This window comes from Luteimonas campi, from assembly GCF_051162505.1.
Classification (GTDB): domain Bacteria; phylum Pseudomonadota; class Gammaproteobacteria; order Xanthomonadales; family Xanthomonadaceae; genus Luteimonas.
The window spans coordinates 657699-681648 of record NZ_JBNWEM010000002.1 but is presented as its reverse complement, the minus strand read 5'-3'; the positions used below and the strand labels follow the sequence as shown (position 1 = coordinate 681648).

The following is a 23950-nucleotide window of genomic DNA, read 5'->3' as shown; positions in this document are numbered from 1 at the left end:
ATAGTTATAGGCCCCGCCTCCCGGGTCGCAGGCCTGGCATGCGTTCGCTATTGTGGGAAGCAAGAACGCAATCAGTGCTGTCAGCACCGCGGAGAGGGTACGAGAACTGTCAAAAGTGGAAAGAAGGGACACGGCCAGTACTCCTTGTACCAGTGTGGTGTCCCGCACAAGCCTTCATCGGTCATTTCCTCGCTGTCGGGGAACCATGGACGTCGCTTTACCATGATTAACGTCCATGGGTTCCCGCCCGCGCGGGAACGAGAATCAAGAAACTTGCGGGACATCACGCTGGCTAGCATGCAGAAGGTTAACGGGGCGTCAGTCACCGCTCCGAGTGCCCGCTCTCGTAGTAGTCGCGCCGCAGGAACAGGTCCGGCTGGATCAGGTCCATGAACGCGCGCGCCTGCGGCGAGGGCAGGCGGCCCTTGCGCATCACCACGCCGTAGCTGCGGGCGGGGAAGAAGCGGTCCAGCGGGCGCGTGACCAGGCGCCCGCGGTCGGCTTCGGTCAGGCAGATCGAGGACAGGATGCTGATGCCCATGCCCATCGCCACGTACTGCTTGATCACCTCCCAGCCGCCGACCTCCAGCGCCACGGTGTAGGGCACGCGGTTCTGCTGGAACACCAGGTCCACCAGGCGCCAGGTGATCTGGCGCTTGGGCGGCAGGATCAGGCCGTACTGGCCGATGTCGGCCAGGGTCAGGTCGGGCTTGTCGGCCAGCGGGTGGCCCGGCGGCATCACCAGGCGCTGCTCGAATCGGTGCAGCGGCTCGTAGACCAGGTCGCCGGGCACATCGTGCATCGAGCCGACCACCAGGTCGACCGAATCGCTGCGCAGCAGGTCGGTGCCGTCGGCGCTGACGGTGTTGTGCAGGCTCAGGCGCACGTCCGGGTGGTGCTGGCGGAAGCGCTCCACGATCCGCGGCAGCAGGTAGAGGATGGTGGAGCTGTTGGCGGCGATGTTGAGCTCGCCGGCATCGAGCCCGCGCAGTGCGTCGCGGAACGCGGAGGGCAGGGTGTCGATCCCGTCCACCAGCGGCCGTGCCAGCTCGTACAGGGCCTCGCCCGCGCGGGTCGGCACCAGCCGACGGCCGCTGCGCTCGAACAGCTTCTGCCCCAGCTCGCGCTCCAGCGCCTGCAGCTGGAGGGTGATCGCCGGCTGGCTGACGTACAGGGCCTCGGCCGCCCGCGACACGGATCCGAGCCGCGCGGTCTGGCAGAAGGCCCGCAGTGGCTTGAGCCGGTCGGCCTTGTAGGCGAATCGCGGGGTCGAATTGCCGCCGGAAGGCATTGATTAGCCTTCTGTATTTGGAAAACTTATGAGTTACATTGAAAAAACTCAGTTGTCAAATAATTGGCTGGGGCGGAGGGTGGCGTTGCACCGCAACATCCACCGGAGTCCGCCATGTCCGCCGTCCTGAAGCCTTCGCAGATCGCCCCCGCCATCGAAATCCGCGATGCCGCAGCCGTCGCCGACCTGATCGACGCGCCTGCCCAGGCCTTCCTCGCCGGCCTCCACCGCCGCTTCGAGGCCGAGCGGCAGGCCCGCCTCGCCGCGCGCCGCGAGCGCCAGGCCCGGTTCGACGCCGGCGCGCTGCCGGACTTCCGCGAGGACACCCGGGCCATCCGCGAAGGCGACTGGAAGGTGACGCCGATCCCGCCCGCGCTGCTGGACCGCCGGGTCGAGATCACCGGCCCGGTGGATCCGAAGATGGTCATCAATGCCCTGAACTCGGGCGCCAGCTGCTACATGGCCGACTTCGAGGACTCGACCGCGCCCACCTGGAGCAACGTCCTCACCGGCCAGCGGGCGCTGCGCGAGGCCATCGCCGGAACCCTGACCTTCGAGGGCAGCGGCAAGCGCTACTTGCTGCGCCCGGAGGCCGAGCAGTCGGTGCTGATCGTGCGTCCGCGCGGCTGGCACCTGGACGAGAAGCACGTGCTGGTGGACGGCGAGCACATATCGGCCTCGCTGTTCGACCTGGGCCTGTTCGCCTGGCACAACGCCCGCGCGCTGGCGGCGAAGGATCGCGGCCCCTATTTCTACATCCCCAAGCTGCAGTCGATGGAGGAGGCGGCGCTGTGGCAGCAGGTGCTCTCGCACATCGAGCGCGAACTGGGACTGCCGCAGGGGCAGATGAAGGTCACCGTGCTGATCGAAACGCTGCCGGCGGCGTTCGAGATGGACGAGATCCTGCACGCGCTGCGCGACCGCATCGTCGGCCTGAACTGCGGACGCTGGGACTACATCTTCTCCTACATCAAGACCCTGCGCGGGCACCGCTCGCGGGTGCTGCCCGAGCGCGGCCAGGTGACGATGACCCAGCCGTTCCTGAAGGCCTATTCGGAGCTGCTGATCCAGACCTGTCATCGCCGCGGCGCCCACGCGATGGGCGGCATGGCAGCGCAGATCCCGATCAACAACGACGCCGAGGCCAACGAGCGCGCGCTGGCGCGGGTGCGCGCGGACAAGCTGCGCGAGGTCACCGCCGGCCATGACGGCACCTGGGTCGCGCATCCGGCGTTGATCCCGATCGCGCGCGAGGTGTTCGACGAGCGCATGCCCACGCCGCACCAGCAGCACATCGGCCGCGAGGAGGTGATCGTCACCGAGGCCGACCTGCTCACGCCCTCGCTGGGCACGATCACGCGCATCGGCTTCGAGAACAACGTCGAGGTCTGCGTGCGCTACCTCGCCGCCTGGCTCGACGGCAACGGCTGCGTGCCGATCCACTGGCTGATGGAAGACGCGGCCACGGCGGAGATCGCCCGCGCCCAGCTGTGGCAGTGGCTGCACGCCGCCGACGGCGGGCGCTGCCCGCTGCACCTGGACGACGGCACGGTGATCGACGAGGCGCTGTTCGACCGCGTGCTGCTGTGCCTGCCCTCGCGCCTGGCCAGCCAGCCGGTGATCGGCGCGGCGCGCGTGCCGGAGGCGATCGCCCTGCTCGAGGAGCTGACCCATCGCGCCACGCTCGAGGATTTCCTGACCCTGCCGGCCTACGAGCGCATCTGAGCGCCCGACCGCGTCCGCGGTGACCCGCCCCCCTGCTGCGCGGGCACCGCCTGCTTCCCATCGCACGTCCGAACCACGCCATCGACGGAGTTCCCCATGAAGAGCCGTAACGAACAGATCACCGCCCTGGAGCAGCAGTGGAAGGCCGACCCGCGCTGGGCCGGCATCCAGCGCCCCTACTCGGCCGCCGACGTGGTGCGCCTGCGCGGCAGCCTGCAGCCCGAGCACACGCTCGCCCGCCGCGGCGCCGAAAAGCTCTGGAAGCTGGTGAATGGCGAGGCGAAGAAGGGCTACGTCAACGCCTTCGGCGCGATCAGCGCCGGCCAGGCGATGCAGCAGGCCAAGGCCGGGCTGGAGGCGGTGTACCTGTCGGGCTGGCAGGTGGCCGCCGACGGCAACACCTCCGAGAACATGTATCCGGACCAGTCGCTGTACGCCTACGACTCGGTGCCGACCATGGTGCGCAGGATCAACAACACCTTCCAGCGCGCCGACGAGATCCAGTGGAAGGCGATCTGCGACGGCAAGATCAAGGAAGAGGACGCGATCGATTTCTTCCTGCCCATCGTCGCCGACGGCGAGGCCGGTTTCGGCGGCGTGCTCAACGCCTACGAGTTGATGAAGAACATGATCACCGCCGGCGCGGCCGCGGTGCATTTCGAGGACCAGCTGGCGGCGGTGAAGAAGTGCGGGCACATGGGCGGCAAGGTGCTGGTGCCGACCCAGGAGGCGATCCAGAAGCTGGTGGCCGCGCGCCTGGCCGCGGACGTGCTGGGCGTGCCGACCGTGGTGCTGGCGCGCACCGATGCCGAGGCGGCGAACCTGCTGACCTCGGATTTCGATGCCAATGACCAGCCCTTCGTCACCGGCAAGCGCACCGCCGAAGGCTTCTACCAGGTGAAGAACGGCCTGGAGCAGGCGATCAGCCGCGGCGTGGCCTATGCGCCCTACGCCGACCTGGTGTGGTGCGAGACCGGCACGCCCGACCTGGGCTTCGCCCGCGAGTTCGCGCAGGCCGTGCACGCGAAGCACCCGGGCAAGCTGCTGAGCTACAACTGCTCGCCGAGCTTCAACTGGAAGAAGAACCTCGACGACGCCACGATCGCGAAGTTCCAGGACGAGCTGGCGGCACTGGGTTACAAGTACCAGTTCATCACCCTGGCCGGTATCCACATCAACTGGTTCAACACCTTCAAGTTTGCGCACGACTACGCGCGCGGCGAGGGCATGCGCCACTACGTGGAGCAGGTGCAGGAGCCGGAGTTCGCCGCGCGCGAGAAGGGCTACACCTTCGTCTCGCACCAGCAGGAGGTCGGCGCGGGCTACTTCGACGACGTGACCACGGTGATCCAGGGTGGCGTCTCGAGCGTCACCGCGCTCACCGGCTCGACCGAGGAAGAGCAGTTCGAGCGCTCGCACGCGGTCGCCGCCTGAGGCCAGGGATACGTTGGAAGGTGGGGCGGCCAGGTTTCGCGGACTGGCCGTCCCGTCTGGTCGGCGCGCTTCGGGTTGAGCGTTGTTCCGGGAGCCCGCCGCTTCGGTGGCACCCACCCCAGCCCTCCCCCGCGCGCGGGGGAGGGGGCCAAGAGGAGATTGCGCCTAGGGGCTGGTGAGCAGCTCCCCGCAGGAGGGAAAGGGCTCAATGCGTCGCCGCTTCGGGAAGTTCGATCCCGGACGCGCATCGATCCGACCACGCAGGCTCACTTTGGCGCGCCGCGCTCCTGCCCCGAGCCCGCGTTCTGCTCTCCGCCTGCGGGGGAGGGCCGGGGTGGGGGCGACGCCGCGACGCTGGTGGAGCTTCGGCTAGCGCTGGTCCGCCGCGTCCACCGCCGCTTCCAGCGGCACGCCATTGGCCTTGAGCCAGTCCGCCACCGCCTTGCGCTCGCCCAGCGCGCGGTCGTTGAGGATGGCGCGGTTGTAGCCGAAGTAGTACGACTGGAAGCTCGCCCCGCCCGCGTTCTGCGCCAGTGGCGAAGCGCCCTTGCCGAGCAGGTCCAGGATCGCCGCGCCGTTGTTGGTGCGCGCCGCCACGTGCAGCGGCGTGTCGCCGTTGCGGTCGGCGATGTCCGGGTCGGCGCCCGCGCGCAGCAGCACCTGGTACTGCGCGGCGTTGGGCGAGAGCAGGGCCTGCACCAGGGGCGTGGCGCCGGTCTGCGTGTTGCGGACGTCGGGGTCGCCGCCATGCGCGAGCACCAGCTCCAGCAGTTCCGGCTTGCCCGAGAACGCCGCGGCATGCACCGGCGTGTCGCCGCGCGGGCCGACCCGGTTCGGATCGGCGCCGCCTTCGAGCAGCGCCTGCACGCTCGCGGTCCGCCCCTGGCCGATGGCGGACATCAGCAGGGTGCTGCCGTCGCTGCCCGCCGCATCGGCGTCGATACCCTCGAGCTGGCGGCGGATTTCGGCCGCATCGCCACGCGCGACCGCTTCCGACAGGGGCGCGAGTTCAGGACTGGAAAAAGCGTCGTTGCTCATGGATGGCCGGGCGCAGCCTGCGGCTAGGCAGAGGATCAGGGCAGACGCGATCGCTGAGGGGCGGCGCATGCGCGACATTGGAGCGGCGATCATAGCGCCGCGCAAGCGGTCGCTTTCCCGCGTCGGCACCGGTCAGCGGCCGAACAGGCCACCGACGAAGCTGGCCGCGCCCTGGGCCAGGTCGGTCGCGCCCTGGGCCACCCAGCCGGCACCGTCGGCGAGCGTCTCGACCGCCTGGCCGCCGACGTCGGCCACGAACTCGATCGCGTCGCCGCCGCCGTCCACCGCGCCCGACAGCACGTCGCCGATCCAGCCGTCCACCTGCTCGTCGATACTCGCGGCCAGGGTGTCGGCGTAGCCGTCCACGGTATCGCCGACCGAGTTGAAGGCGCCTTCGGCGAAGTCGCCGGCCAGGCGCACGCCGCCCTGCACGTAGCGGCCCTCGGCGAACTCGTTCGCCTTGACCGCATCGATGTCGGTGGCGAAGTCGTGCACGTTGCGGGCGTAGTCGTCCTTGGCCACGTCGGGCAGCAGGTTCTGCAGGTCGCGGCCGAGGTTGGACGGATTCTCGTAGCCGGCCTGCCAGGGCTGGTGCTCGACCATGCCGGCGGTTAGCGCGTTGGGGCTGTGGCTCATCGCGCTGTAGGCCACGTTTCCGGCCAGGTTGGCGACGCCCGTCGCCAGCCCGGTGACCGGGTTGAGCGGCAGGAAGGGCGTATGCCGTCCAGCCTCCACGCCGGCGTTGATCAGCGCCAGCTGTGCCGGCGACAGGCCGTCGAGTTCCATCGGCCCGTAGTGGTTGAACATGTTGTGCTCGTCGGCGCTGGCCGGCTTGACCACGATCTGGGTGCCCAGCGCATCGGGCGCGACGATGCCGGTGATCCAGCTGTCCTGGGCCTTGGTCAGCGCATCGTCCTGCAGCGAATAGGCGCGGATCTGCCCGCCCTCGGCGACGTCGCGCGCGCGCTGCGGATCGATGCCGATGCGGTCGAGCGTATTGGGATGGATGCCGGAGGCGTCGAAGGTGACCGCCGGCACGCCGCTGGCCAGCGCGCCCACCGAGGCCAGGCCGCCGCCCTGCGAATGCCCGGTGATGGCGAGGTTGCTGGACTCGCCGCCCGGGGTGTCGCCGAACACGCGCGCGAACTCCACCGCGGTGTTGACCGCGGTGACGCTGAACTTGTCGCCGTCGCGGGTCTCGTAGCCCAGGCCCTGGCGGAAGTTGTTGTCCCAGTCGTCGGCGCCCTCGGCGGTGCCGCGGTAGGACAGCACGTAGTTGCCTTCGCCGTCGGTATAGACCTCGGCGCGGAACTCCTGGGCGTTGCTGCCCACGGTGTCGTTGGCGCCGAGGAACTGCAGGCGCCAGGCCTGCGGGTCGCGCACGCCCAGATCCTGCAGCTGCTGGTCGCTGACCGCGCTCCAGCCTTCGGGCGGATCGCCGCGGGTGCCGTAGACGGCGGTGGCCAGCTGCGAGAGCGTCACGTCGAACGGCTGCGCCCGGGTGCCACTGGCGACCTCTCCCAGCGTCTGCCCCGGCGGAATGCCATAGGCACCACCGGCCTGGGAGGGCTGCGGGCCGCCGGCGGGGGAGGAACCCGGAGGCTGCAGCTGCGGGTGGTAACCGGGTTCGGCGCGCCAGGGGCCGAGGGGCGCCTGCGCGGTCGTCGTGGCCGGCGCCTGCGAGGGCGGCGGCAGCGGCATGCGCGTGCCGGCGTCGGCAACCATTGAAATCCCGCTGACCATGTCGGTCTCCATACCCGATGGCATGGTCACCCTAGCGGCGTGTGGCGCGGTCCGGCAGCTAGGGCGTGTCCTAGGGCGTCGGTGCCGCCCGCAGCCGGCGTGCCGCGTCGCGCGCCAGCGCCTCCGGCCGCCCTCCCGAGCCAGGCGGTTAGAATGTGGCGACGGAGCTGTTGAAGTCCGACAGGGGGAGTCACGATGCACACCATCTCGCGCGCGCTTGCGCACGCTGGCCTGCTGGGCCTGTTCATTCTGCTGTCCGCGCCCGTTGCGACTGCGCAATCGCTGCCGCGGCCAGCCGAGTTCTACTTCGACGAGGACAGCGCCGCGCGCCCGATCGTCGCCATCGAGGGCGACGACGATGCGACGGTCGCGCAGTTGGTACGCCACATGGAGCGCGGGGGCCGCAATGCCGACCAGGCGATGGCGCAGCTGGCGCACCTGTCCATGGTCGCCGGACGTACCGAGACGGGCATGGCGCTGTACGCCCGCGCGCTGCAGTCCGCCTCGGCCGGCAGCCAGCGTCGCCGCGCGCTGCAGTGGAACCAGGCCTGGGACCTCTATCGCCACGGCGAGGTCGAGAGGGCGCTGGGGCTGTGGGCGGAGGCCGGCAGCAACTCGGTGGTGCGCTACGCCTGGGTGCCGCCGACCCTGGCCCTGGCGTTGTGGAAGCTCGATCGCCGCAGCGAGGCCGTGACCTGGTACGCGGCGGCAGTGCGTACCTACCCCGACCGCTGGTCCAACCCCGGAGCTTTGGCCGCACTGCTGCCCGACTGGAGCGACGCCGACCGCGCCATCCTGGCCGACGTGCTGGCGGCCTGGCGCGAGGATCCGCCCGCCTGGCCCTAGCGGGCACGGACAGGCGGGCTTCGGCTAAGGTGCGCGCATCGCACTGCCACGACACGGGGCCCGCCTTGCGCACCATCCGGATCATCACGCTGGCCGCCGCGTTCGGCGCCGCCGCTGCCGCCGGGGCGGCCGACCGCATCACCGGCCATCCATTCGCCACCCGCAGCGAGGTGCATGCCCCGCATGCGATGGCGGCCACCTCGCATCCGCTGGCCACGCAGATCGCGCTGGACGTGATGAAGGCTGGCGGCAGCGCGGTCGATGCAGCCATCGCCGCCAACGCGGCGCTGGGCCTGATGGAGCCGACCGGCAACGGTATCGGCGGCGACCTGTTCGCCATCGTCTGGGATCCGAAGACGCAGAAGCTCCACGGCTACAACGGATCGGGCCGCTCGCCCCGATCGCTGAACCTGGCCGAGTTCGAGCGCCGGGGCCTGAAGGAGATCCCGGCGCACGGGCCGCTGCCGGTCACGGTGCCGGGTGCGGTCGATGGCTGGTTCGCGCTGCATCAGCGCTTCGGCCGGCGCACGATGGCGCAGAACCTGGCGCCGACGATCGCCTACGCGCGCGCGGGCCATCCCGTGCACGAAGTGATCGCCTACTACTGGGACCGCTCGGTGCCGCGGCTGTCGAAGTGGCCGGGGTTCGCCGAGCAGTTCACCATCGACGGCCGCGCGCCGCGCAGCGGCGAAACCTGGAAGAACCCCAACCTCGCCAACACCCTGCAGCGGATCGCCGACGGCGGCCGCGACGCGTTCTACAAGGGCGACATCGCGCGCACCATCGACGCCTACTTCAAGGCCCATGACGGATTCCTGTCCTACGAGGACCTGGCCGCGCACCAGGGCGAGTGGGTGGAACCGGTGTCCACCAACTATCGCGGCTACGATGTCTGGGAGCTGCCGCCCAGCGGCCAGGGCATCGCCGCGCTGCAGATCCTCAACCTGCTCGAACCCTACGACCTGAAGTCCTACGGCTTCGGCAGCCCCGAGCACGTGCACCTGTTCACCGAGGCCAAGAAGCTGGCCTTCGCCGACCGCGCGGCCAGCTATGCCGACCCGGCGTTCTACCGCAGCCCGGTGGAGCGGCTGATCTCCAAGGAATACGCGCGCGACCGCGGCAAGCTGATCTCGATGGACCGCGCGATGCCGGCCGCGGAGCCCGGCGTGATCCCGCAGCTCAACGAGGGCGACACCATCTATCTCACCACCGCCGATGCCGACGGCATGATGGTCTCGCTGATCCAGTCCAACTACCGCGGCATGGGCAGCGGCATGGCGCCGCCCGGGCTGGGCTTCATCCTGCAGGACCGCGGCGAGCAGTTCGTGCTCCGGCCCGGGCACCCCAATGCGTTCGCGCCCGGCAAGCGCCCCTTCCACACCATCATCCCGGCCTTCGTGACGAAAGACGGCAAGCCTTGGCTGAGCTATGGCGTGATGGGCGGCGCGATGCAGCCCCAGGGCCACGTGCAGATCCTGCTCAACCTGATCGATTTCGGCATGAACCTGCAGGAGGCCGGCGACGCGCCGCGCATCCAGCATGACGGCTCCACCGAGCCTGCCGGCCAGGCCGAACCGATGGCCGACGGCGGCCGCGTCGAGCTGGAGACCGGCTTTCCCTACGAAACCGTGCGCGCGCTGATGCGCAAGGGCCACAGCGTGCGCTACGCCGATGGCCCCTATGGCGGCTACCAGGCCATCATGGCCAACCCGCACGGCGGCTGGACCGGCGCCAGCGAATCGCGCAAGGATGGGCAGGCGGCGGGGTATTGAGTCACGAGGCCCTCGCCGCCGCGCCGCTATGCTGCGGCCCCCTTCGACGGAACCCACGCCATGCGCCTGCGCCTGCTGCTGATCGCCACCCTGCTCCTGTCCGCGGCGCAGGGACATGCGCAGCCCCAGGACGAGCATGGTCGACAGCAGGCGCAGGCGCACCAGGCCTATCTGCAGCGCGTCGCAGGCGCGCTGTCGCGTGAGCGGGGCGCGCGGGAACTGGCGCTGGCGGCCTTGCTGCGCGCCGCCGGCACGCAGGCGGATGCATCCAGCGCAGCGACAGCGCCCGACCCGCAGGCACAGGCCTGGCTGAAGACGGCCGCGGCCAGGCCCGATGCCGGTCTGCCCGTCCTGCGTCTGCTCACGGCCGCCGCCGCCCCGGACGACGGGCTGCGCCCTGCCGCGGCACGCCGCTGGCAGGCGGCCGAGCCCGGGAACCTCATGCCCTTGCTGCATGCCGGCCTGGACATCGATGCGCTGCTGGCGCAGGCCCGCACCGCGTCGCGCGCGGACGGTGGCATGTACGAGGACGTGCGCTGGATCGCCGCGACGCTGCGGCGGCATCCGCCGGACGCGGCCGAGCAGGCGGCGATGACCGGCGGCCAGGAATTCCACGGCGACGAGGCCGCGGCGGTGGCGGCCATGGGGCTGTGGGCCGCGTCCGCGACGCCCGACTATGCAGCGCTGGTCGAGGGTTGCGGGCAGGCGACGCTGCGCGCGCTGCCGGCGCGTGGCGAGGATTGCCGGCGCGTGGCCGTACTGCTCGCCGAGCACTCCACCAGCCTCGCCGGTGAGCACGCGGGCCTGGCGATGTTGCGCGCGCTGGCCTCCACCGCGGCCGAGCGCGACGCTGTCGACGCGCGCCAGCGGGGCATGGACTGGCGCATGCTGCAGTGGGGCCGGCTGGCGCGGCAGCAGCCGCGCGATGGCGCGGCGCAGTTCGCACGGCTGCTGGCCGACGCGACGATCGACAGCGAACAGCAGCTGGTCGAGCGGGTGCTGGCCGAAGGCGGCGTCGCGCCGGAGCCGCCGCCGGGCTGGGTCCCGCCGCGACGCTGATTCACGCCGGCCTGTCGCGACGATACGGTCGCTTCAATCTGCCGGCACGGTCCTGGCGCTCGCCCAGTCGCGCAGCGCCTGCACCTGTTCGCGCATCACGACCGACAGCGGCCGCGTCTGTGCGAGTTCCTCCAGCAGCAGGGCGTTGTCGACCGCACGGCCATCGGCGTGCGCCGCATACAGCGCCGCGACGATGGCCTGCTCGATCTCGGCGCCCGAAAAACCATCGGCGGCCTGCGCCAGCGCGCGCAGGTCGAAGCGGTCGGCGGGCAGCTCGCGGCGGCGCAGATGCAGTTCGAACACGTGCGCGCGGGTGTCGGCATCGGGCAGGTCGACGAAGAAGATCTCGTCGAAGCGGCCCTTGCGCAGCAGTTCGGCCGGCAACTCCTGCACCTGGTTGGCGGTGGCGACCAGGAACACCTGCGAGCGGCGTTCGGCCATCCAGGTCAGCATGTAGCCCAGCACGCGTCGCGACACGCCGCCGTCGCCATCGGCCCCGCTCGCGGCCAGGCCCTTCTCGATCTCGTCGATCCACAGCACGCACGGCGCCAGCTGCTCGGCCTGCGCCAGCGCGGCACGCAGGTTGGCCTCGGTTTCGCCGTGGTACTTGGCGTAGAGCGTGCCGAAATCCAGCCGTACCAGCGGCACGCCGAAGCCGCCGGCCACCGCCTTGGCCAGCAACGACTTGCCGCAGCCCTGCACGCCCAGCAGCAGGATGCCGCGCGGCGGATCGAGGCCGGGTGGGGCGTCGCCGTCGACGAACACGCGCCGGCGCTGCTCGATCCAGCGCTTGAGCCTGCGCGCGCCGGCGACGTCGGCGAAGCGGGCGGTGTCGTATTCGTAATGCAGGTGGCCGCTGCGGTTGAGCAGCTCGAACTTCAGCCGCGCCAGTTCCGGCAGGTCGTCCGGACCGAGCGCACCGTCGTCATGGATCAGGTGTCGGGCGATGCGGCGCGCGTCGATCGCGTCCAGGCCCTGCAGGTTGCGCACGATCCTGCGCACCACCGCCTCGTCGGCCTCGAGCCGGCGCCCCTCGTTCTCGCGCTGCCAGGCGGCGATCTCCTCGCGCACCAGCTTGAGCAGGGCATTGGCGTCGGGCAGGCGCAGGCGCAAGCGCGTGGCCTTGGCCTCCAGCTCGCCGGGCAATTCGACCTTGTGGCCCACCAGCACCAGGGTATGCGCCAGGCAGCCGCGCCGCTGCAGGATCTCGCGCAGCTGGCGCTGGGTGCCGGCGTAGCCCAGGTAGGGATGGAAATCGAGCAGCAGGTAGGTGCCGCGCTGGTCGGCGTCGCGGATCGCGCCCAGGGTGGTACCGGCATCGGCGGGGAGCAGCGCCGGATCCTCGCCGTCCAGGTCGATGCGGCGCAGGCCTTCGGTGATCGACCAGCGATACATCGCGCGCCAGATCCGCGTGAGCGACTGCCGGAACAACTGCAGTACCCGCATCTCGTCGGGGGTCTCGACCACGATCAGGGGCGTATCGGCGCGGATCAGCGCCACGAGGTCCTGCAGGTCGCTCATGGACGGCGGGTAATGGCGGGGCCTGGCGACGATAGCAGACGCGGGCGGCGCTGCGGGCCAAGCCGCGGCGACCTTTCCGCGCTCGCGCGCCGACGTTGCGCGCCATGCCGCCCGCCCGCGTCACTGATGGGGCACGTCGCGCCATCGACGCAGAAGCGCCGTGACACCGCATTTGTAAAAGTTGCGTCAAGACGCGCCGATCCCGCGCCCGTTCCGAGGGGTTGTCGCGACCGCCACGCTGCCGGTGTACGCTCGCGGCTCGTTCCCGAGGCGGAGGCAGTGCATGAAGACCGTGCTGGTGGCCAGTTCCAAGGGTGGTGTCGGCAAGACCACGATCGCCACGCACCTGGCCGCGGAATCGGCCCTCGCAGGGCGCAGCACGGTGATCATCGACGCCGATCCACAGGGCTCGTCCACGCGCTGGGCCGAACGCCGCGCCGTACTGGAAAGCGCCGTGCTGCCGATCGACGGCAGCAGCCGCCACAAGAGCGCGTGGAAGTCGATTCCCGAAGGCACCGACCGGGTGGTGGTCGACGCCCCCGCCGGCGCCCATGCCGATGCGCTGGAGGTGTATCTCGAACACGCCGACGCGCTGGTGGTGCCCGTGCTGCCCTCGGCGCTCGACATCGACGCCACCGTGCCCTTCCTCAATGCGCTGGCCAGGCACCCGCGGGTGCGCAGCGGCGCGCTGCCGGTCGGCCTGGTCGGCAACCGGCTGCGACCCTGGACCAATGCCTCGCAGCAGGCGATGGAACTGCTGGGGCAGTGGCCCTACCCGCTGGTGGCCCAGCTGCGCGACAGCCAGGCCTACGTGATGCTGGTCGGCTTCGGCAAGAGCCTGTTCGACTACAGCTCGGCCCAGGTGCGCGATCACCAGGCCGACTGGCAGCCCCTGCTCAAATGGCTCAAGCGTGCCTGAGCCGCATCTTTCCGGAGTCCGCCCGCATGCGTGAACTGATCCTGTTGCGGCATGCCCATGCCGAACTGCCGCGCACCGGGCAGGCCGATTTCGATCGCCCGCTCTCGGCCGAGGGCTTGGCCGAGGCCGAGGCGGTGGCGGCCTGGATGCGCGACAAGTCGCTGCTGCCCGACCTGGTGCTGTGTTCGCCGTCGCGGCGCACGCGCGAAACCCTTGACGTGGTGACGCAGGCGGTGGGCGAGCTGGACAAACGCCTGGAAGACGCCATCTACGAGGCCACGGCCGGCACCCTGGCGGCCCTGCTCGACAGTCATCGCGATGTCGACCGGCTGCTGCTGGTCGGCCACAACCCCGGGTTGGAACGGCTGCTGGCGCTGCTGCACAGCGGGCAGTCGGGCGATTACCGCGGCATGCCGCCGGCCGCGGTGGCGGTGCTGCACCTGTCGGAGGATGCGCCGATCGAACCGGGAACCGCCTCCGTCGCCGCCTTCTGGTGGCCGTGAGGACCGACGCCGTGCGCAGGACCTGCCGGCGGCTGCGCTGGCTGGCATTGCTGGGGGCGGCGGTCGCGCTGTCGGCGCCGGCGGCCGAGATCGACACCGCGCTGTCGCGGATCGGTTTCTCGCTGAAGACGCGCTGGGGGCAATCGCTCGAAGGCCGGTTTCCGGACTGGCAGGGCGAGATCGTGGAAGTGGGCGAGGCACGCCGCCAGGTGCGGCTGCGCCTGCCCACCGACCAGGTCGAGATCCTCGGCCATCCGCGCTATTCGAAGATCACCCGCGGCAACGGCTTCTTCGACGCCGACCACCATCCCTGGGTGGAGTTCGTCTCCGATCCGTATACCGACGAGCTGCTGCGCGACGGCGGCCTGCTGGGAGGCGCCCTGACCATCCGCGGGGTGCGGCGGCGCGAAGTGTTCACGCTCGAGCCGGCCGCCTGCGCACGTCCCACCATCGATTGCGACGCGGTCGCCAGCGGCGTGGTATATCGCAGCGACTATGCGATGGACCGCTGGGGCTTCGCCCTGTCCGACCGGGTCGTGTTCAACCTGCACATCCGCACCCGGCACGCGCCCACACCATGAGGGCGATGCGGGTGTTGATCGCGCTGCTGGCCCTGGCCTGCAGCGGTTGCGGCAGCCTGTCGGCGCTGCAGCGCGACCAGGCGGCGGCCGTGGCGGCCCAGGCCCGCTCGACCGAGCTCAGCTGCACGAGCGAGGACGCCTGCGCCCAGCCCTCGCCGCTGCGCGAACTGGGCGCCCGGGCGCTGGCGGAGAGTTCGCCGGGGCAGCCGCGCCACTACGCGCTGCTGCTGGACTACGGCCAGGACGCGCTGGTCTCGCGCCTGGACCTGATCCGCGGCGCGCAGCGCAGCATCGACTTGCAGACCTACATCTTCGACGAGGACGATGCCGGCCACCTGATCCTGGACGAGCTGCTCGCGGCGGTGCGCCGCGGGGTGCGCGTGCGCCTGCTGGTCGACCAGCTGTCGGCGCTCAAGCAGGTCGACACCCTGGCCGCGCTGGCGTCGGCCCACGTCAATTTCGAGATCCGCATCTACAACCCGGTGCTCGACCGCGCGCGCATCACCTATCCCATGTACGCCTGGGCCGCCGCCTGCTGCTGGCGCCGGCTCAACCAGCGCATGCACAGCAAGCTGCTGCTGGTCGACGGCCTGGTCGGCATCACCGGCGGGCGCAATTACCAGGACGATTACTACGACTGGAACGCCGAATACAACTTCCGCGATCGCGACATCCTGGTCGGCGGGCCGGTGACGGCCGACATGGCGGCCAACTTCGAGGCCTTCTGGAACGCGCGGCTGAGCGTGCCGGTCGAGCGCCTCGACGACGTGGGCGCGCACCTGCTGCGCGAGGGCGCACCGGCGCTGCGCGACTGGCCCTACCAGCGCCCCGCGCGGGTCCAGGCGGTGTCGCGCGTCGCCGACGACAAGGCGCTGGTGCGCGAGCGGCTGGTCGAACCCGCGATCCCGGTCGGCGACGTGGTCTTCATCGCCGACCTGCCGCAGAAGCACCGGCGCGACCGCGAGCTCGCGGCCAGCGCGGTGCATGCCTCGCCGCTGCTCAACGAGCTGATCGAATCGGCGCAGGACGAGGTGCTGCTGCAGACGCCGTACCTGGTGCTCTCGCAGCAGGCCCAAGACATGTTCCGGCGGATGCACGACCGGCCGCAGCCGCCGCGCGTGCTCGTGTCCACCAACAGCCTGGCCGCGACCGATTCGTTCATCACCTATGCGCTGTCGTACAAGTACAAGCGCCGGCACCTGCGCGATTTCGGCTTCGAGATCCACGAGTTCAAGCCCTTTCCCGAGGACGCGCCGATCGACCTGGACGCCACCGGCGCAGTGGACATCTCCTGGAATCCGGACGGCAGCGCCAATATCGGCGAGCCGCCCCCGCAGCCGGACGAGGACCAGCGCCGCACGCCGCCGCTCGAGCGCGAGTACGCCGCGCTGCGCTACGCCGGCATCGGCGTCCACCAGCGCGTGCCGCTCAAGCGCGCCGGCGTACGCTTCGGGCTGCATGCCAAGTCGCTGGTGATCGACGGCCGCGTCGGCGTGGTCGGCACCCACAACTTCGATCCGCGCGGCGACGACTACAACACCGAGAGCGCGGTGATCATCGAGGATCCCCGCTTCGCCCGCGCGCTGGCCGACAGCATCCGCCGCGACCTGGCGCCGGAGAACGCCTGGACGATCGCCCGGCGCGACCGGCCGCCGGTGTTCTCCGGACTGGAGTACTCGCTGACCAAGGTGTCCGAGCATCTGCCGGTGTTCGACCTGTGGCCTGTGCGCTATGCCACCAGCTACGAGTTCCAGCCAGGACCGGCCTGCCCGGAACCGCTGCCCGCCTTCGATCCGGGCTTCCGTGCCTGCTACGAGCCGGTCGGCGACTTCCCGGAGGTCAATCTCGGCTTCCGCACCCTGCTGACCCGCATCTTCACCGCCTTCGGCGCCGGGCTGGCCCCCATTCTCTGAGCGCGCCGGGGCGCCCCCCGTCAAGGGGTGTCGTCAGTCATGCCTGCGGATTGCAACCGCAGGCCCCCGGATCCCATCCCAATCAGCAGGTTGCGGCCTGCATGCCTCCCCTGGCCCCCAGTCGTGACTTCCGGCCCATGTGCGGGCCGGACTGGTGTACTACTCTACCAACACACCGAAACACACTTCCCCCAGAGGACGCCATGAACCAGCTCACCACCACTGCCGTTTCCCCGCTGCGCAACACCACCCCGACCCCGGGCAACCTGCGCCCGCGCCTGGCCTTCGAGCGCCGCGAACGCGGCTTCGGCGTCGGCTACGGCAACAGCAGCGGCTATGCGAGCGGTCGCCGCTATACGCCGGCTTCCGGCACCGCGCGTTTTCGTTTCGCCTGATCCGTATCGCGCGGCGCGCTCATGGAACATTGACGCACGCGCGCCGCGGAGCCTAGGCTGCGCATCTTTCCGACTCCGGGACCCGCCATGTCGCTTTCGCTGACCATCGATCTCACCGACCAGGACCTGGAGCATTTCACCAGTGCGCTCCAGGCCGCGCACAAGGCGGCGGGCGACAAGAGTCCCGAGCAGATCGTGCAGGCGGCCGCGGCGCTGCTGGAAGGCGCGCAGCAGGTCAAGACGCCGGACTTCATCCGCGAGCGGCTAGAGCGGCTGGACGACATGATCGCGATGGTCCGCGACGAAGGCTGGCACCTGGACGAGGAAGACCGCCAGCACGTGCTGTCGGCGCTGGTCTATTTCGCCGACCCCAAGGACGTGATTCCGGACCACGTGCAGGTGCTGGGCTACCTGGACGACGCGATCATGATCGAGCTGTGCGTGCGCGAACTGCGCCACGAACTCGAGGCCTACGACGATTTCTGCGAGTACCGCGAACGCGAGGCCAGCAAGCGCGGCATCGCCCCATCTGCAGTGGGTCGCACCGATTGGCTGGACAGCCGTCGCGACGAGCTGGTGGAGCGCATGCATGCGCGTCGTCAGCGCAACGCTGGCGACGGCTTCGGCATGGGATACGGCAGCAGCAGCGGCTATGGCCGCACGGCGTATTCGCGCGCCTGGCGCCCGAGCCTGTTCCGCTTCAAGTGAGTTCCGCGCGGATGTTTCGCGCGGACGTCGATCTCGAACAGCTCAACGCGCTGTCGCGGGACACTGCGATCCAGTCGCTGGGCATCGTCTTCACCGGCATCGGCGCCGACTGGCTGCGCGCCACGATGCCGGTGGACGCGCGCACCCACCAGCCCTACGGCCTGCTGCACGGCGGCGCCTCGGTGCTGCTGGCCGAGACCCTGGGCAGCAGTGCCGGGGGCCTGTGCGCGCCGGAAGGCTGCGGCGTGGTCGGCATCGAGATCAATGCCAACCACCTGCGCGGCGTGCGCAGCGGCATCGTGACTGGGACGGCGCGGCCGTTGCATGTGGGGCGCAGCACCCAGGTCTGGGAAATCCGCATCGAGGACGAGGCCGGTCGTCTGGTCTGCGTCTCGCGGCTGACCCTGGCGGTGGTGGCGCGCGACTGACGCGATGTCAGTAGGGCGGTGCGTCGGGCCGTCCGTACGCGACTGCCGGGGCATGCCGGCGCTGGCTCCGCGTGGCCTGCATTGGGTATCGTGGGCGGCTTCGGACGCCCCCCGTCCTGCTGGCTGACCCTGTCGTGCGTGTCCTCCGATTCGCGGTGCGTATCCCTTTCCTGCTGTGGCATGTGCTGGTGCACCTGCCGGCCATCCTCGTGCTGATGTCGAGGCCGTTCGGCGACCTGCGCCTGCGCAGCGGCGAGCGCCTGGGCCACCGTGTCGTGCGCTGGTGGCAGGGCGGGCTGATGCGCGTCTTCGGCCTGCGCGTACGACGCGTCGGCGAGCCGATGCCGGGCGCGGTGATGTTCGTGGCCAACCACGTCAGCTGGATCGACATCGTCGCCCTGCACAGCCAGCGGATGATGGGTTTCGTGGCCAAGCGCGAGATCGCGGGCTGGCCGCTGGTGGGCTGGCTGGCGGCGCGAGGCGAGACGATCTTCCACCACCGCGGCAGCCAGGAGTCGCTGGGCGGCGTGCTGCACGAGATGCGGGCGCGGCTGCACGATGGCCGTGCGGTCGGCGTGTTCCCGGAAGGGCGTACCCGCGATGGCCGCACGGTGGGGCCCTTCCATGCGCGCATTTTCCTGGCGGCCGTCGAGGCCGGCGCGCCGGTGCAGCCGGTGGCGCTGCGCTACGGCGCCGGCGGCAGCGCCCAGCACGTGGTCGCGTTCGCGCCACGCGAGAGCTTTTTCGGCAATTTCCTGCGCCTGCTCGGCGAACCGTCGCGGCCGGCCGAGGTGGTCTTCCTGGAGCCGGTGGCCCCCGGCGATGCCGAAGGCCGCCGCCGCATCGCCGAAACCGCGCGCGAGCGGATCGTCGCCGCGATGGAGACATGAGCCCCGCTGGCGACGACGGCGACGGTGGCCCGGGCGTCTTCGCCCCGCCACCCTGGCTGCGCAGCCCGCATCTGCAGACCATCCTGGGCACCGGCGCCTGGCGTCGACGCCGCGGAGCGCGGGCGCTGGCGGCGTCGGGGGCGGTGACGCAGCCGCATCTGGTCGATGGCGGCGACGGCGTGCGCCTGCTCGGCCTGCACAGCGCCATCCCCGGTGCGCAGGCGCGCGGACTTGCGCTGCTGCTGCACGGCTGGGAAGGCAGCGCTGAATCGAGCTACATGCAGCTCACCGCGGCGCAGCTGCTCGCGCGCGGTTTCGAGGTGTTCCGCCTCAACTTCCGCGACCACGGCGACACCCACCACCTCAACCCCGACATCTTCCACTCCTGCCGGATCGAAGAGGTCGTGCATGCCGCCTGCGACATCGCGCGCCGGTTCCCCGCGCGGCCGATGGTGGCGGCCGGCTATTCGCTGGGCGGCAACTTCGCGCTGCGGCTGGCGCTGCGCGCACCGGCCGCGGGCCTGCCGCTGGCGCGCGTGGCGGCGGTCTGCCCGGTGATCGATCCGGCGCGCACCATGCAGCAGATGGAGCAGGGGCCACGGCTGTACATGCACTACTTCGAGCGCAAGTGGCGCGGCTCGCTGCTGCGCAAGCGCGCGCTGTTCCCCGAGCGGCTCGAGATCGCCGACGCCACGCTGCGCCTGGGCATGCGCGAGCTCACCGACTGGCTGGTCAGGCGGCATACCGAGCTGGGTTCGATCGAAGCCTACTTCGACGGCTACTCGATCGCCGCCGACCGCCTGCGCGCTCTGCAGGTGCCCGCGCACGTGCTGATGGCCGCCGATGATCCGGTGATCCCCGTCGACGACTTCCATGCGTTGACCTTGCCCGAGGCCACGCGCGTGGAAATCCAGCCCTGGGGCGGGCATTGCGGCTTCCTCGAGGATCTGGGGGGCAGCGGCTACGCCGAGCGCTGGGCGGCAGCGCGGCTGGCGCCAGGCTGAGCGGGCCGCGCCGCTACAATGGCGGCCCATTCCCACCAGGCCCGCGCGGCCCGATCCCCATGCAGGAACAGATACTCGAGGCGCTGCGCCGTGGCGCCGCCGACGAGGCGCTCGCGCTTGCGCAGGCGCTGCTCGATGCCGAACCCCAGGCGGCACGATCGCACCGGATGCTGGCGGCGGTGCTGCAGGCGCGCGGCGACCGCGAAGGCGCGATCGCGGCGGTGGAAACCGCGCTGGGCATCGACCCGGAGGACGCGGACGCGCATTTCCAGCGCGGCGTGATCCTGGGCGGCGCGCGCGACCTGTCCACGGCCTCGGACGCATTGAGCGAGGCGATCCGCCTCGATCCCAACCAGTTCGCCGCCTACATCCTGCAGGCGCAGATCGCGCTGGGCCGTGGCGACCTGGACGAAGCTGCGCGCCTGTCGACGCTGGCCGCCCGGCTGGAGCCTGACCACCCTTGGCTGGGTGCGGTCGAGGGCATGGTGGCGCTGGGCCGGGGCCGCAGCGACGAGGCATTGGCGATCCTCTCGCAGGCGGCCGGACGCGCGCCGGACGATCCGCAGGTCCTGCTGCCGCTGGCGCTGGCCTACATCGCGAAGGGACATCACGCATTCGCCGAGCAGGCGCTGCGCAAGCTCGTCGACGACCATGGCGGCGCGTTGCCGTGGCGCCTCCTCCTGGCCGAAACCCTGGCTCGGCAGACCCGCCCGGCGGACGGCTTGGAGGTCCTGGCGCCCGCGCTGGTGGATGTCGAGGCCGTCGCGCCGGCCGTGCTGCGGCTGGCCGGAGAACTCGAACTCGCCGCCGGTCGCCCGGCCGAAGCGCTGCCGTGGCTGCGCCGATCCCTGCTCGCGATGCCGCACGATGGGCGGGCGCTGCGTGCGGCCATGTCCGCGTGGCAGCAGGTCGGGGATCGCGACGACGCCCGTACTGCGCTCGACGAACTGCTCGCCGCCAGTCCGCAATCCTCGAACCTGTGGCGCGCGCGGCTGGGGTTGGAATCCGATGATGCAGCGCGCGCTCGCTCGGTGATTGCGCGCTGGGTGGAGGTCGCGGGCGACGCGCCGGAGGTCCTGGAGGCGCGCATGGCCGTGGCGCTGCGTTCCAGCGACGAGGACGAAGCCCTGTCATGTGCGCACGCGCTGGCGGCCCGCGTGCCGGGCAGCGCGCCGGCGCACTCGGTGATCGTGCAGGTACTTCAGCGTCGCGATCCCGCCCAGGCAGTCGCGCACGTGTCGGCACTGCTGCCGCAGGCCAGCGACGAGCGGCAGCGCGACACGTTGGGTAACTGGCTGGCGCTACTGGAAGACGGGGCCGGCCTTCGCGCCGAGGCGGCCGCGCGCTGGGAAGCCCTGTGCGCGCGACGCGTGTCGTCGATGCTGCCGCTGCCGCCGGTCAGCCTTCCGGCCGACCAGACCGACGCCGGACCGTTGCCGGAGGCGGCGGCGCAGACTGGCGAACGCATCGACACCCTGTTCCTGTGGGGACCACCGGGCTCATGCGTGGAAAACGTGGCATCGATGCTGTCGGGCGTGAGGGGTTTCCGCAGCGACCGGTTGACCGCTGCGGCGACTGCCGACGTGTTCCAGCGTTTCGACAGCATCATGGCCCTGAGCAGTGGCGAACTCGACCCGGCGCAGGCCGCTCGGGACTGGCGCAACACGCTGCAGGCGCGCGGCGTAGACGGAACAAACGCGATCGAATGGCTGCTGTGGTGGGACAACGCGCTGCTGCGCGTGCTCCGGCCCCACGTCCCCGACGGCGCACTGCTGTTCGTCGTGCGGGATCCGCGCGACATGCTTCTGCAGTGGGCGGCCTTCGGTTCGCCGATGCAGCTGGCGATGCCCTCGCTGATGGAGGCGGCCTGGTGGCTTGAGCGACGGCTGGTCCAGTTGATCGAAGCATCTTCGCTGTATCGCGCGGCGCTGCTGCGCATAGACGGCAGCGAAAGCGACGAGGCGGCGCTGGCTGCGCAGCTGACGCAGGCGCTCGGCATGCCGCTGGCGGCGACCGGCCGGCCGCTGTCGCGCATGCACTTCGCGGCGGGCCACTGGCGCCACTACACCGGGGCCATGGCCGAACCCTTCGCCCTGCTCGGGCCGGTGGCCAAGGCGCTGGGCTATCCTGAGGACTGATCCTTCCGGAGGTCTTGCCATGCAGATCCGCAGCGACAGCTTCGAGCTTCGCGGTCCGATTCCGGCCGAGTTCGCGATGGGCGCCGCCGATGGCTTCGGCGGCAACCGCAATCCGCACCTGGCCTGGGACGACGTCCCGCAGGGCACGCGCTCGTTCGCCCTGCTGTGCATCGACACGGATGCACCCACCGATCCTTCGCTGGCGGGCAAGCCCGGCGTCCGGATTCCGGTCGAACACCCGCGCGGCGACTTCGTGCACTGGGCCATGGCCGACATTCCCGCCGATGTGCGCGAGATCGCCGCGGGCAGCTGCAGCGACGGCATCCACAAGCGCGGCAAGACGCAGCCGCCCGGTCCGCCCGGCGCGCGGCAGGGCCTGAACGACTACACGGCCTGGTTCGCCGGGGATGCCGCCATGGCCGGCGACTACGCCGGGTACGACGGCCCCTATCCGCCGCCCAACGACCTGCGCGTGCACCGCTACTTCTTCCGTGTGTTCGCGCTCGACGTGGAGGCCCTGGGCCTGCCGGACAAGTTCGGCGCCGGCGACGTGCTGCGGGCGATGCAGGGGCATGTGCTCGCCGAGGCCGCGATCCACGGTACCTATTCGCTCAACGCCGCCGGCTGAAACCGGCGCGTCCGCGCCGGTCGGGACGACGGCGCGCCCGTGGAGGTGTACGTTTCCCGGCACCGCGACGGCGTCGGGCTTCTCGCCGTTGCAAATGAGCCAGCGGCCCGAGGCGCGTGGCGGCATGCGTCGCACCGCCCGGCAGCCGGTCGCGGGCCGCGATCACCGCCCGGGCGCATCACGTCACGGCGTCGCCGCTCCCGGATCCGCGTCCAGCAGCAGCCGGTCGCCGGTCGCCGTTTCCAGCAGCAGGCGCCCGTCACGGGTGCTGGCGGACAACCGCCCCCGCAGGCGCGTCGCGATCGCCTCGTCCGCAGCCATCAGCGCGCCGCCGCCGCAGAACATCTTGGTCTGCGCGACCGGTCCGACCTCCAGCGTGCCGCGCTCCAGCGTATAGGCCGCGCTCAGCCGGTTGCAGCCGCCGCTGACCGCGACGCGACCATCGGCGAATGCGATCCGCAGCGGCGCAGCGGGATCGGGGAACAGGGCCGCGATGGATCCGCCCCCCGCGTCGGTGGCGGACGCCAGGCGCCAGCCGTGGGATTCCAGCGTCCGCGCGTCGGCCGGGACGGAGTCGAGGCCGGCGGAACCCGCCGCCGCCTGCGGCGGCGAAGTACAGGCGGTCAGCACGAACAGCAGGGACAGCAGCGGAACGATGCGGCGCATGGCGGTCTCCTTGCGATGCGGCCCGGTGCCCGAGCCGATGCCAAGCCTACGCGCCGGCTCAGGGCCTGTGCGTGAACCGTTGTCGATCCGGGCGCCGGCCACTCGTCGTCGAAACAACAGGCATCTCGCCTGTCGCCCGGGCCCGCCACTTCCACGCAGCAGGAAAGCAAATGTCACGCCAGGTTTTCGTCAACCTTCCGGTCAAACATCTCCCTACCACGGTCGCGTTCTTCACCGCGCTCGGTTTCCGCTTCGATCCGCGCTTCACCGACGAGAACGCGACCAGCATGGTGATCGCCGACGGCATCCGCGTGATGCTGCTGGTCGAACCGTTCTTCCAGACCTTCACCGATCGCCGTATCGCCGACGCCCACGCCCAGACCGAGGTGCTGGTCTGCCTGTCCTGCGACAGCGATGCCGAGGTCGACGACCTCGTGGCGCGCTCGGTCGCCGCTGGCGGGCGTGCGCATCGCACGCCGCAGGATCATGGCTTCATGTACGCGCATGGTTTCGAGGACCCTGACGGACATCTCTGGGAACTGGTGCACATGCGGTCGATGCCGGAATGAGCGCGCGCCTCCGCATGCGCGCAGGACGCGCACGATGAGCCTGCTGGCGCTGCTGCTGCGGCGGCGTGCCGCCAGTGCACCGAGCCGGGCGCCGGCGGGCCAGGACGGGCGACCGGCGCCGCCGGTCGAGCCATTGCGGCCGTCGCGGGGGCGCGGTGCCGCTGATACGCCGCCTCCGG

General features: G+C 70.9%; 22 protein-coding genes. 17 read left to right on the top strand and 5 right to left on the bottom strand.

Annotated elements, in window-relative coordinates; genetic code table 11:
- Positions 1–322 precede the first annotated feature (322 nt).
- The gene (locus tag ACQYVW_RS08015) at positions 323–1291 is read right to left on the bottom strand and encodes a LysR family transcriptional regulator (RefSeq protein ID WP_434946605.1); all 969 of its coding nucleotides are present in this window, start codon (positions 1289–1291) and stop codon (positions 323–325) included.
- A 114-nt stretch (positions 1292–1405) separates the two neighbouring features.
- On the opposite strand from ACQYVW_RS08015, the gene aceB reads away from it, so the two are divergent.
- The gene (aceB, locus tag ACQYVW_RS08010; protein ID WP_434946604.1) at positions 1406–3016 is read left to right on the top strand and encodes a malate synthase A; all 1611 of its coding nucleotides are present in this window, start codon (positions 1406–1408) and stop codon (positions 3014–3016) included.
- A 96-nt stretch (positions 3017–3112) separates the two neighbouring features.
- Positions 3113–4450: an isocitrate lyase gene (aceA, locus tag ACQYVW_RS08005; RefSeq protein WP_434946603.1), complete on the top strand. Its 1338-nt coding sequence runs from the start codon at positions 3113–3115 to the stop codon at positions 4448–4450.
- Positions 4451–4819: 369 nt separating this feature from the next.
- On the opposite strand, the gene ACQYVW_RS08000 is transcribed toward aceA, so the two are convergent.
- Both ACQYVW_RS08000 and ACQYVW_RS07995 read right to left on the bottom strand, forming a co-directional pair.
- Positions 4820–5488 (bottom strand): ankyrin repeat domain-containing protein, encoded by a 669-nt coding sequence (locus tag ACQYVW_RS08000; protein WP_434946602.1) that lies wholly within the window; start codon positions 5486–5488, stop codon positions 4820–4822.
- Positions 5489–5620: 132 nt separating this feature from the next.
- Positions 5621–7213, bottom strand: coding sequence for a Tle-like phospholipase domain-containing protein (locus ACQYVW_RS07995; protein ID WP_434946601.1), 1593 nt, complete (start codon positions 7211–7213; stop codon positions 5621–5623).
- A 213-nt stretch (positions 7214–7426) separates the two neighbouring features.
- On the opposite strand from ACQYVW_RS07995, the gene ACQYVW_RS07990 reads away from it, so the two are divergent.
- From ACQYVW_RS07990 to ACQYVW_RS07980, 3 genes are all read left to right on the top strand, one after another.
- A complete protein-coding gene (locus ACQYVW_RS07990) occupies positions 7427–8077 on the top strand; it encodes a tetratricopeptide repeat protein (protein WP_434946600.1) in 651 nt (216 codons plus the stop codon).
- Positions 8078–8142: 65 nt separating this feature from the next.
- Positions 8143–9849: a gamma-glutamyltransferase gene (ggt, locus tag ACQYVW_RS07985; RefSeq protein ID WP_434946599.1), complete on the top strand. Its 1707-nt coding sequence runs from the start codon at positions 8143–8145 to the stop codon at positions 9847–9849.
- A 60-nt stretch (positions 9850–9909) separates the two neighbouring features.
- Entirely contained in the window at positions 9910–10908 is a 999-nt protein-coding gene (locus ACQYVW_RS07980; RefSeq protein WP_434946598.1) for a hypothetical protein, read from the top strand.
- A 33-nt stretch (positions 10909–10941) separates the two neighbouring features.
- On the opposite strand, the gene ACQYVW_RS07975 is transcribed toward ACQYVW_RS07980, so the two are convergent.
- Positions 10942–12429, bottom strand: coding sequence for an AAA family ATPase (locus ACQYVW_RS07975; protein ID WP_434946597.1), 1488 nt, complete (start codon positions 12427–12429; stop codon positions 10942–10944).
- A 283-nt stretch (positions 12430–12712) separates the two neighbouring features.
- On the opposite strand from ACQYVW_RS07975, the gene ACQYVW_RS07970 reads away from it, so the two are divergent.
- From ACQYVW_RS07970 to ACQYVW_RS07920, 11 genes are all read left to right on the top strand, one after another.
- Positions 12713–13348 (top strand): nucleotide-binding protein, encoded by a 636-nt coding sequence (locus ACQYVW_RS07970; protein WP_434935974.1) that lies wholly within the window; start codon positions 12713–12715, stop codon positions 13346–13348.
- A gap of 26 nt (positions 13349–13374) precedes the next feature.
- On the top strand, positions 13375–13851 hold the full coding sequence (locus tag ACQYVW_RS07965) for a SixA phosphatase family protein (protein WP_434935976.1): 477 nt from the start codon (positions 13375–13377) through the stop codon (positions 13849–13851).
- A gap of 11 nt (positions 13852–13862) precedes the next feature.
- Complete coding sequence (locus ACQYVW_RS07960; protein ID WP_434935977.1) at positions 13863–14432, top strand: YceI family protein; 570 nt, start codon at positions 13863–13865, stop codon at positions 14430–14432.
- 5 nt (positions 14433–14437) lie between these two features.
- Positions 14438–16345 carry a phospholipase D family protein gene (locus ACQYVW_RS07955; protein WP_434946596.1) on the top strand — a complete coding sequence of 636 codons (1908 nt, stop codon included), beginning with the start codon at positions 14438–14440 and terminating at the stop codon, positions 16343–16345.
- Positions 16346–16548: 203 nt separating this feature from the next.
- Positions 16549–16740 carry a hypothetical protein gene (locus ACQYVW_RS07950; RefSeq protein WP_434935980.1) on the top strand — a complete coding sequence of 64 codons (192 nt, stop codon included), beginning with the start codon at positions 16549–16551 and terminating at the stop codon, positions 16738–16740.
- 87 nt (positions 16741–16827) lie between these two features.
- Complete coding sequence (locus ACQYVW_RS07945; RefSeq protein ID WP_434935982.1) at positions 16828–17448, top strand: YkvA family protein; 621 nt, start codon at positions 16828–16830, stop codon at positions 17446–17448.
- Positions 17449–17459: 11 nt separating this feature from the next.
- Positions 17460–17876, top strand: coding sequence for a hotdog fold thioesterase (locus ACQYVW_RS07940; protein WP_434935984.1), 417 nt, complete (start codon positions 17460–17462; stop codon positions 17874–17876).
- Between the two features lie 116 nt (positions 17877–17992).
- Positions 17993–18766: a lysophospholipid acyltransferase family protein gene (locus ACQYVW_RS07935; protein WP_434935987.1), complete on the top strand. Its 774-nt coding sequence runs from the start codon at positions 17993–17995 to the stop codon at positions 18764–18766.
- Complete coding sequence (locus ACQYVW_RS07930) at positions 18763–19770, top strand: YheT family hydrolase (RefSeq protein ID WP_434946595.1); 1008 nt, start codon at positions 18763–18765, stop codon at positions 19768–19770. Before ACQYVW_RS07935 ends, ACQYVW_RS07930 begins: the two co-directional genes overlap by 4 nt.
- A 59-nt stretch (positions 19771–19829) precedes the next feature.
- Positions 19830–21908: a tetratricopeptide repeat protein gene (locus ACQYVW_RS07925; RefSeq protein ID WP_434946594.1), complete on the top strand. Its 2079-nt coding sequence runs from the start codon at positions 19830–19832 to the stop codon at positions 21906–21908.
- A gap of 19 nt (positions 21909–21927) precedes the next feature.
- The gene (locus tag ACQYVW_RS07920) at positions 21928–22536 is read left to right on the top strand and encodes a YbhB/YbcL family Raf kinase inhibitor-like protein (RefSeq protein WP_434933466.1); all 609 of its coding nucleotides are present in this window, start codon (positions 21928–21930) and stop codon (positions 22534–22536) included.
- Between the two features lie 183 nt (positions 22537–22719).
- Here the strand turns inward: ACQYVW_RS07920 and ACQYVW_RS07915 are convergent, their stop codons facing one another.
- Positions 22720–23202 carry an META domain-containing protein gene (locus ACQYVW_RS07915; protein WP_434933465.1) on the bottom strand — a complete coding sequence of 161 codons (483 nt, stop codon included), beginning with the start codon at positions 23200–23202 and terminating at the stop codon, positions 22720–22722.
- A 170-nt stretch (positions 23203–23372) separates the two neighbouring features.
- On the opposite strand from ACQYVW_RS07915, the gene ACQYVW_RS07910 reads away from it, so the two are divergent.
- Positions 23373–23771, top strand: coding sequence for a VOC family protein (locus tag ACQYVW_RS07910; protein ID WP_434933464.1), 399 nt, complete (start codon positions 23373–23375; stop codon positions 23769–23771).
- Positions 23772–23950: the final 179 nt, after the last annotated feature.

Bases quoted from the DNA above. Each gene is read 5' to 3' on its own strand.
- ACQYVW_RS07975 (WP_434946597.1), bottom strand. From the start codon at position 12,429: ATGAGCGACCTGCAGGACCTCGTGGCGCTGATCCGCGCCGATACGCCC.
- ACQYVW_RS07995 (WP_434946601.1), bottom strand. From the start codon at position 7,213: ATGGTTGCCGACGCCGGCACGCGCATGCCGCTGCCGCCGCCCTCGCAG.
- aceB (WP_434946604.1), top strand. From the start codon at position 1,406: ATGTCCGCCGTCCTGAAGCCTTCGCAGATCGCCCCCGCCATCGAAATC.
- ACQYVW_RS07965 (WP_434935976.1), top strand. From the start codon at position 13,375: ATGCGTGAACTGATCCTGTTGCGGCATGCCCATGCCGAACTGCCGCGC.
- ACQYVW_RS07980 (WP_434946598.1), top strand. From the start codon at position 9,910: ATGCGCCTGCGCCTGCTGCTGATCGCCACCCTGCTCCTGTCCGCGGCG.
- ACQYVW_RS07920 (WP_434933466.1), top strand. From the start codon at position 21,928: ATGCAGATCCGCAGCGACAGCTTCGAGCTTCGCGGTCCGATTCCGGCC.
- ACQYVW_RS07945 (WP_434935982.1), top strand. From the start codon at position 16,828: ATGTCGCTTTCGCTGACCATCGATCTCACCGACCAGGACCTGGAGCAT.
- ACQYVW_RS07925 (WP_434946594.1), top strand. From the start codon at position 19,830: ATGCAGGAACAGATACTCGAGGCGCTGCGCCGTGGCGCCGCCGACGAG.
- ACQYVW_RS07990 (WP_434946600.1), top strand. From the start codon at position 7,427: ATGCACACCATCTCGCGCGCGCTTGCGCACGCTGGCCTGCTGGGCCTG.
- ACQYVW_RS07970 (WP_434935974.1), top strand. From the start codon at position 12,713: ATGAAGACCGTGCTGGTGGCCAGTTCCAAGGGTGGTGTCGGCAAGACC.
- ACQYVW_RS07910 (WP_434933464.1), top strand. From the start codon at position 23,373: ATGTCACGCCAGGTTTTCGTCAACCTTCCGGTCAAACATCTCCCTACC.
- ACQYVW_RS08015 (WP_434946605.1), bottom strand. From the start codon at position 1,291: ATGCCTTCCGGCGGCAATTCGACCCCGCGATTCGCCTACAAGGCCGAC.
- aceA (WP_434946603.1), top strand. From the start codon at position 3,113: ATGAAGAGCCGTAACGAACAGATCACCGCCCTGGAGCAGCAGTGGAAG.
- ACQYVW_RS08000 (WP_434946602.1), bottom strand. From the start codon at position 5,488: ATGAGCAACGACGCTTTTTCCAGTCCTGAACTCGCGCCCCTGTCGGAA.
- ACQYVW_RS07930 (WP_434946595.1), top strand. From the start codon at position 18,763: ATGAGCCCCGCTGGCGACGACGGCGACGGTGGCCCGGGCGTCTTCGCC.
- ACQYVW_RS07955 (WP_434946596.1), top strand. From the start codon at position 14,438: ATGCGGGTGTTGATCGCGCTGCTGGCCCTGGCCTGCAGCGGTTGCGGC.
- ACQYVW_RS07915 (WP_434933465.1), bottom strand. From the start codon at position 23,202: ATGCGCCGCATCGTTCCGCTGCTGTCCCTGCTGTTCGTGCTGACCGCC.
- ACQYVW_RS07950 (WP_434935980.1), top strand. From the start codon at position 16,549: ATGAACCAGCTCACCACCACTGCCGTTTCCCCGCTGCGCAACACCACC.
- ACQYVW_RS07940 (WP_434935984.1), top strand. From the start codon at position 17,460: ATGTTTCGCGCGGACGTCGATCTCGAACAGCTCAACGCGCTGTCGCGG.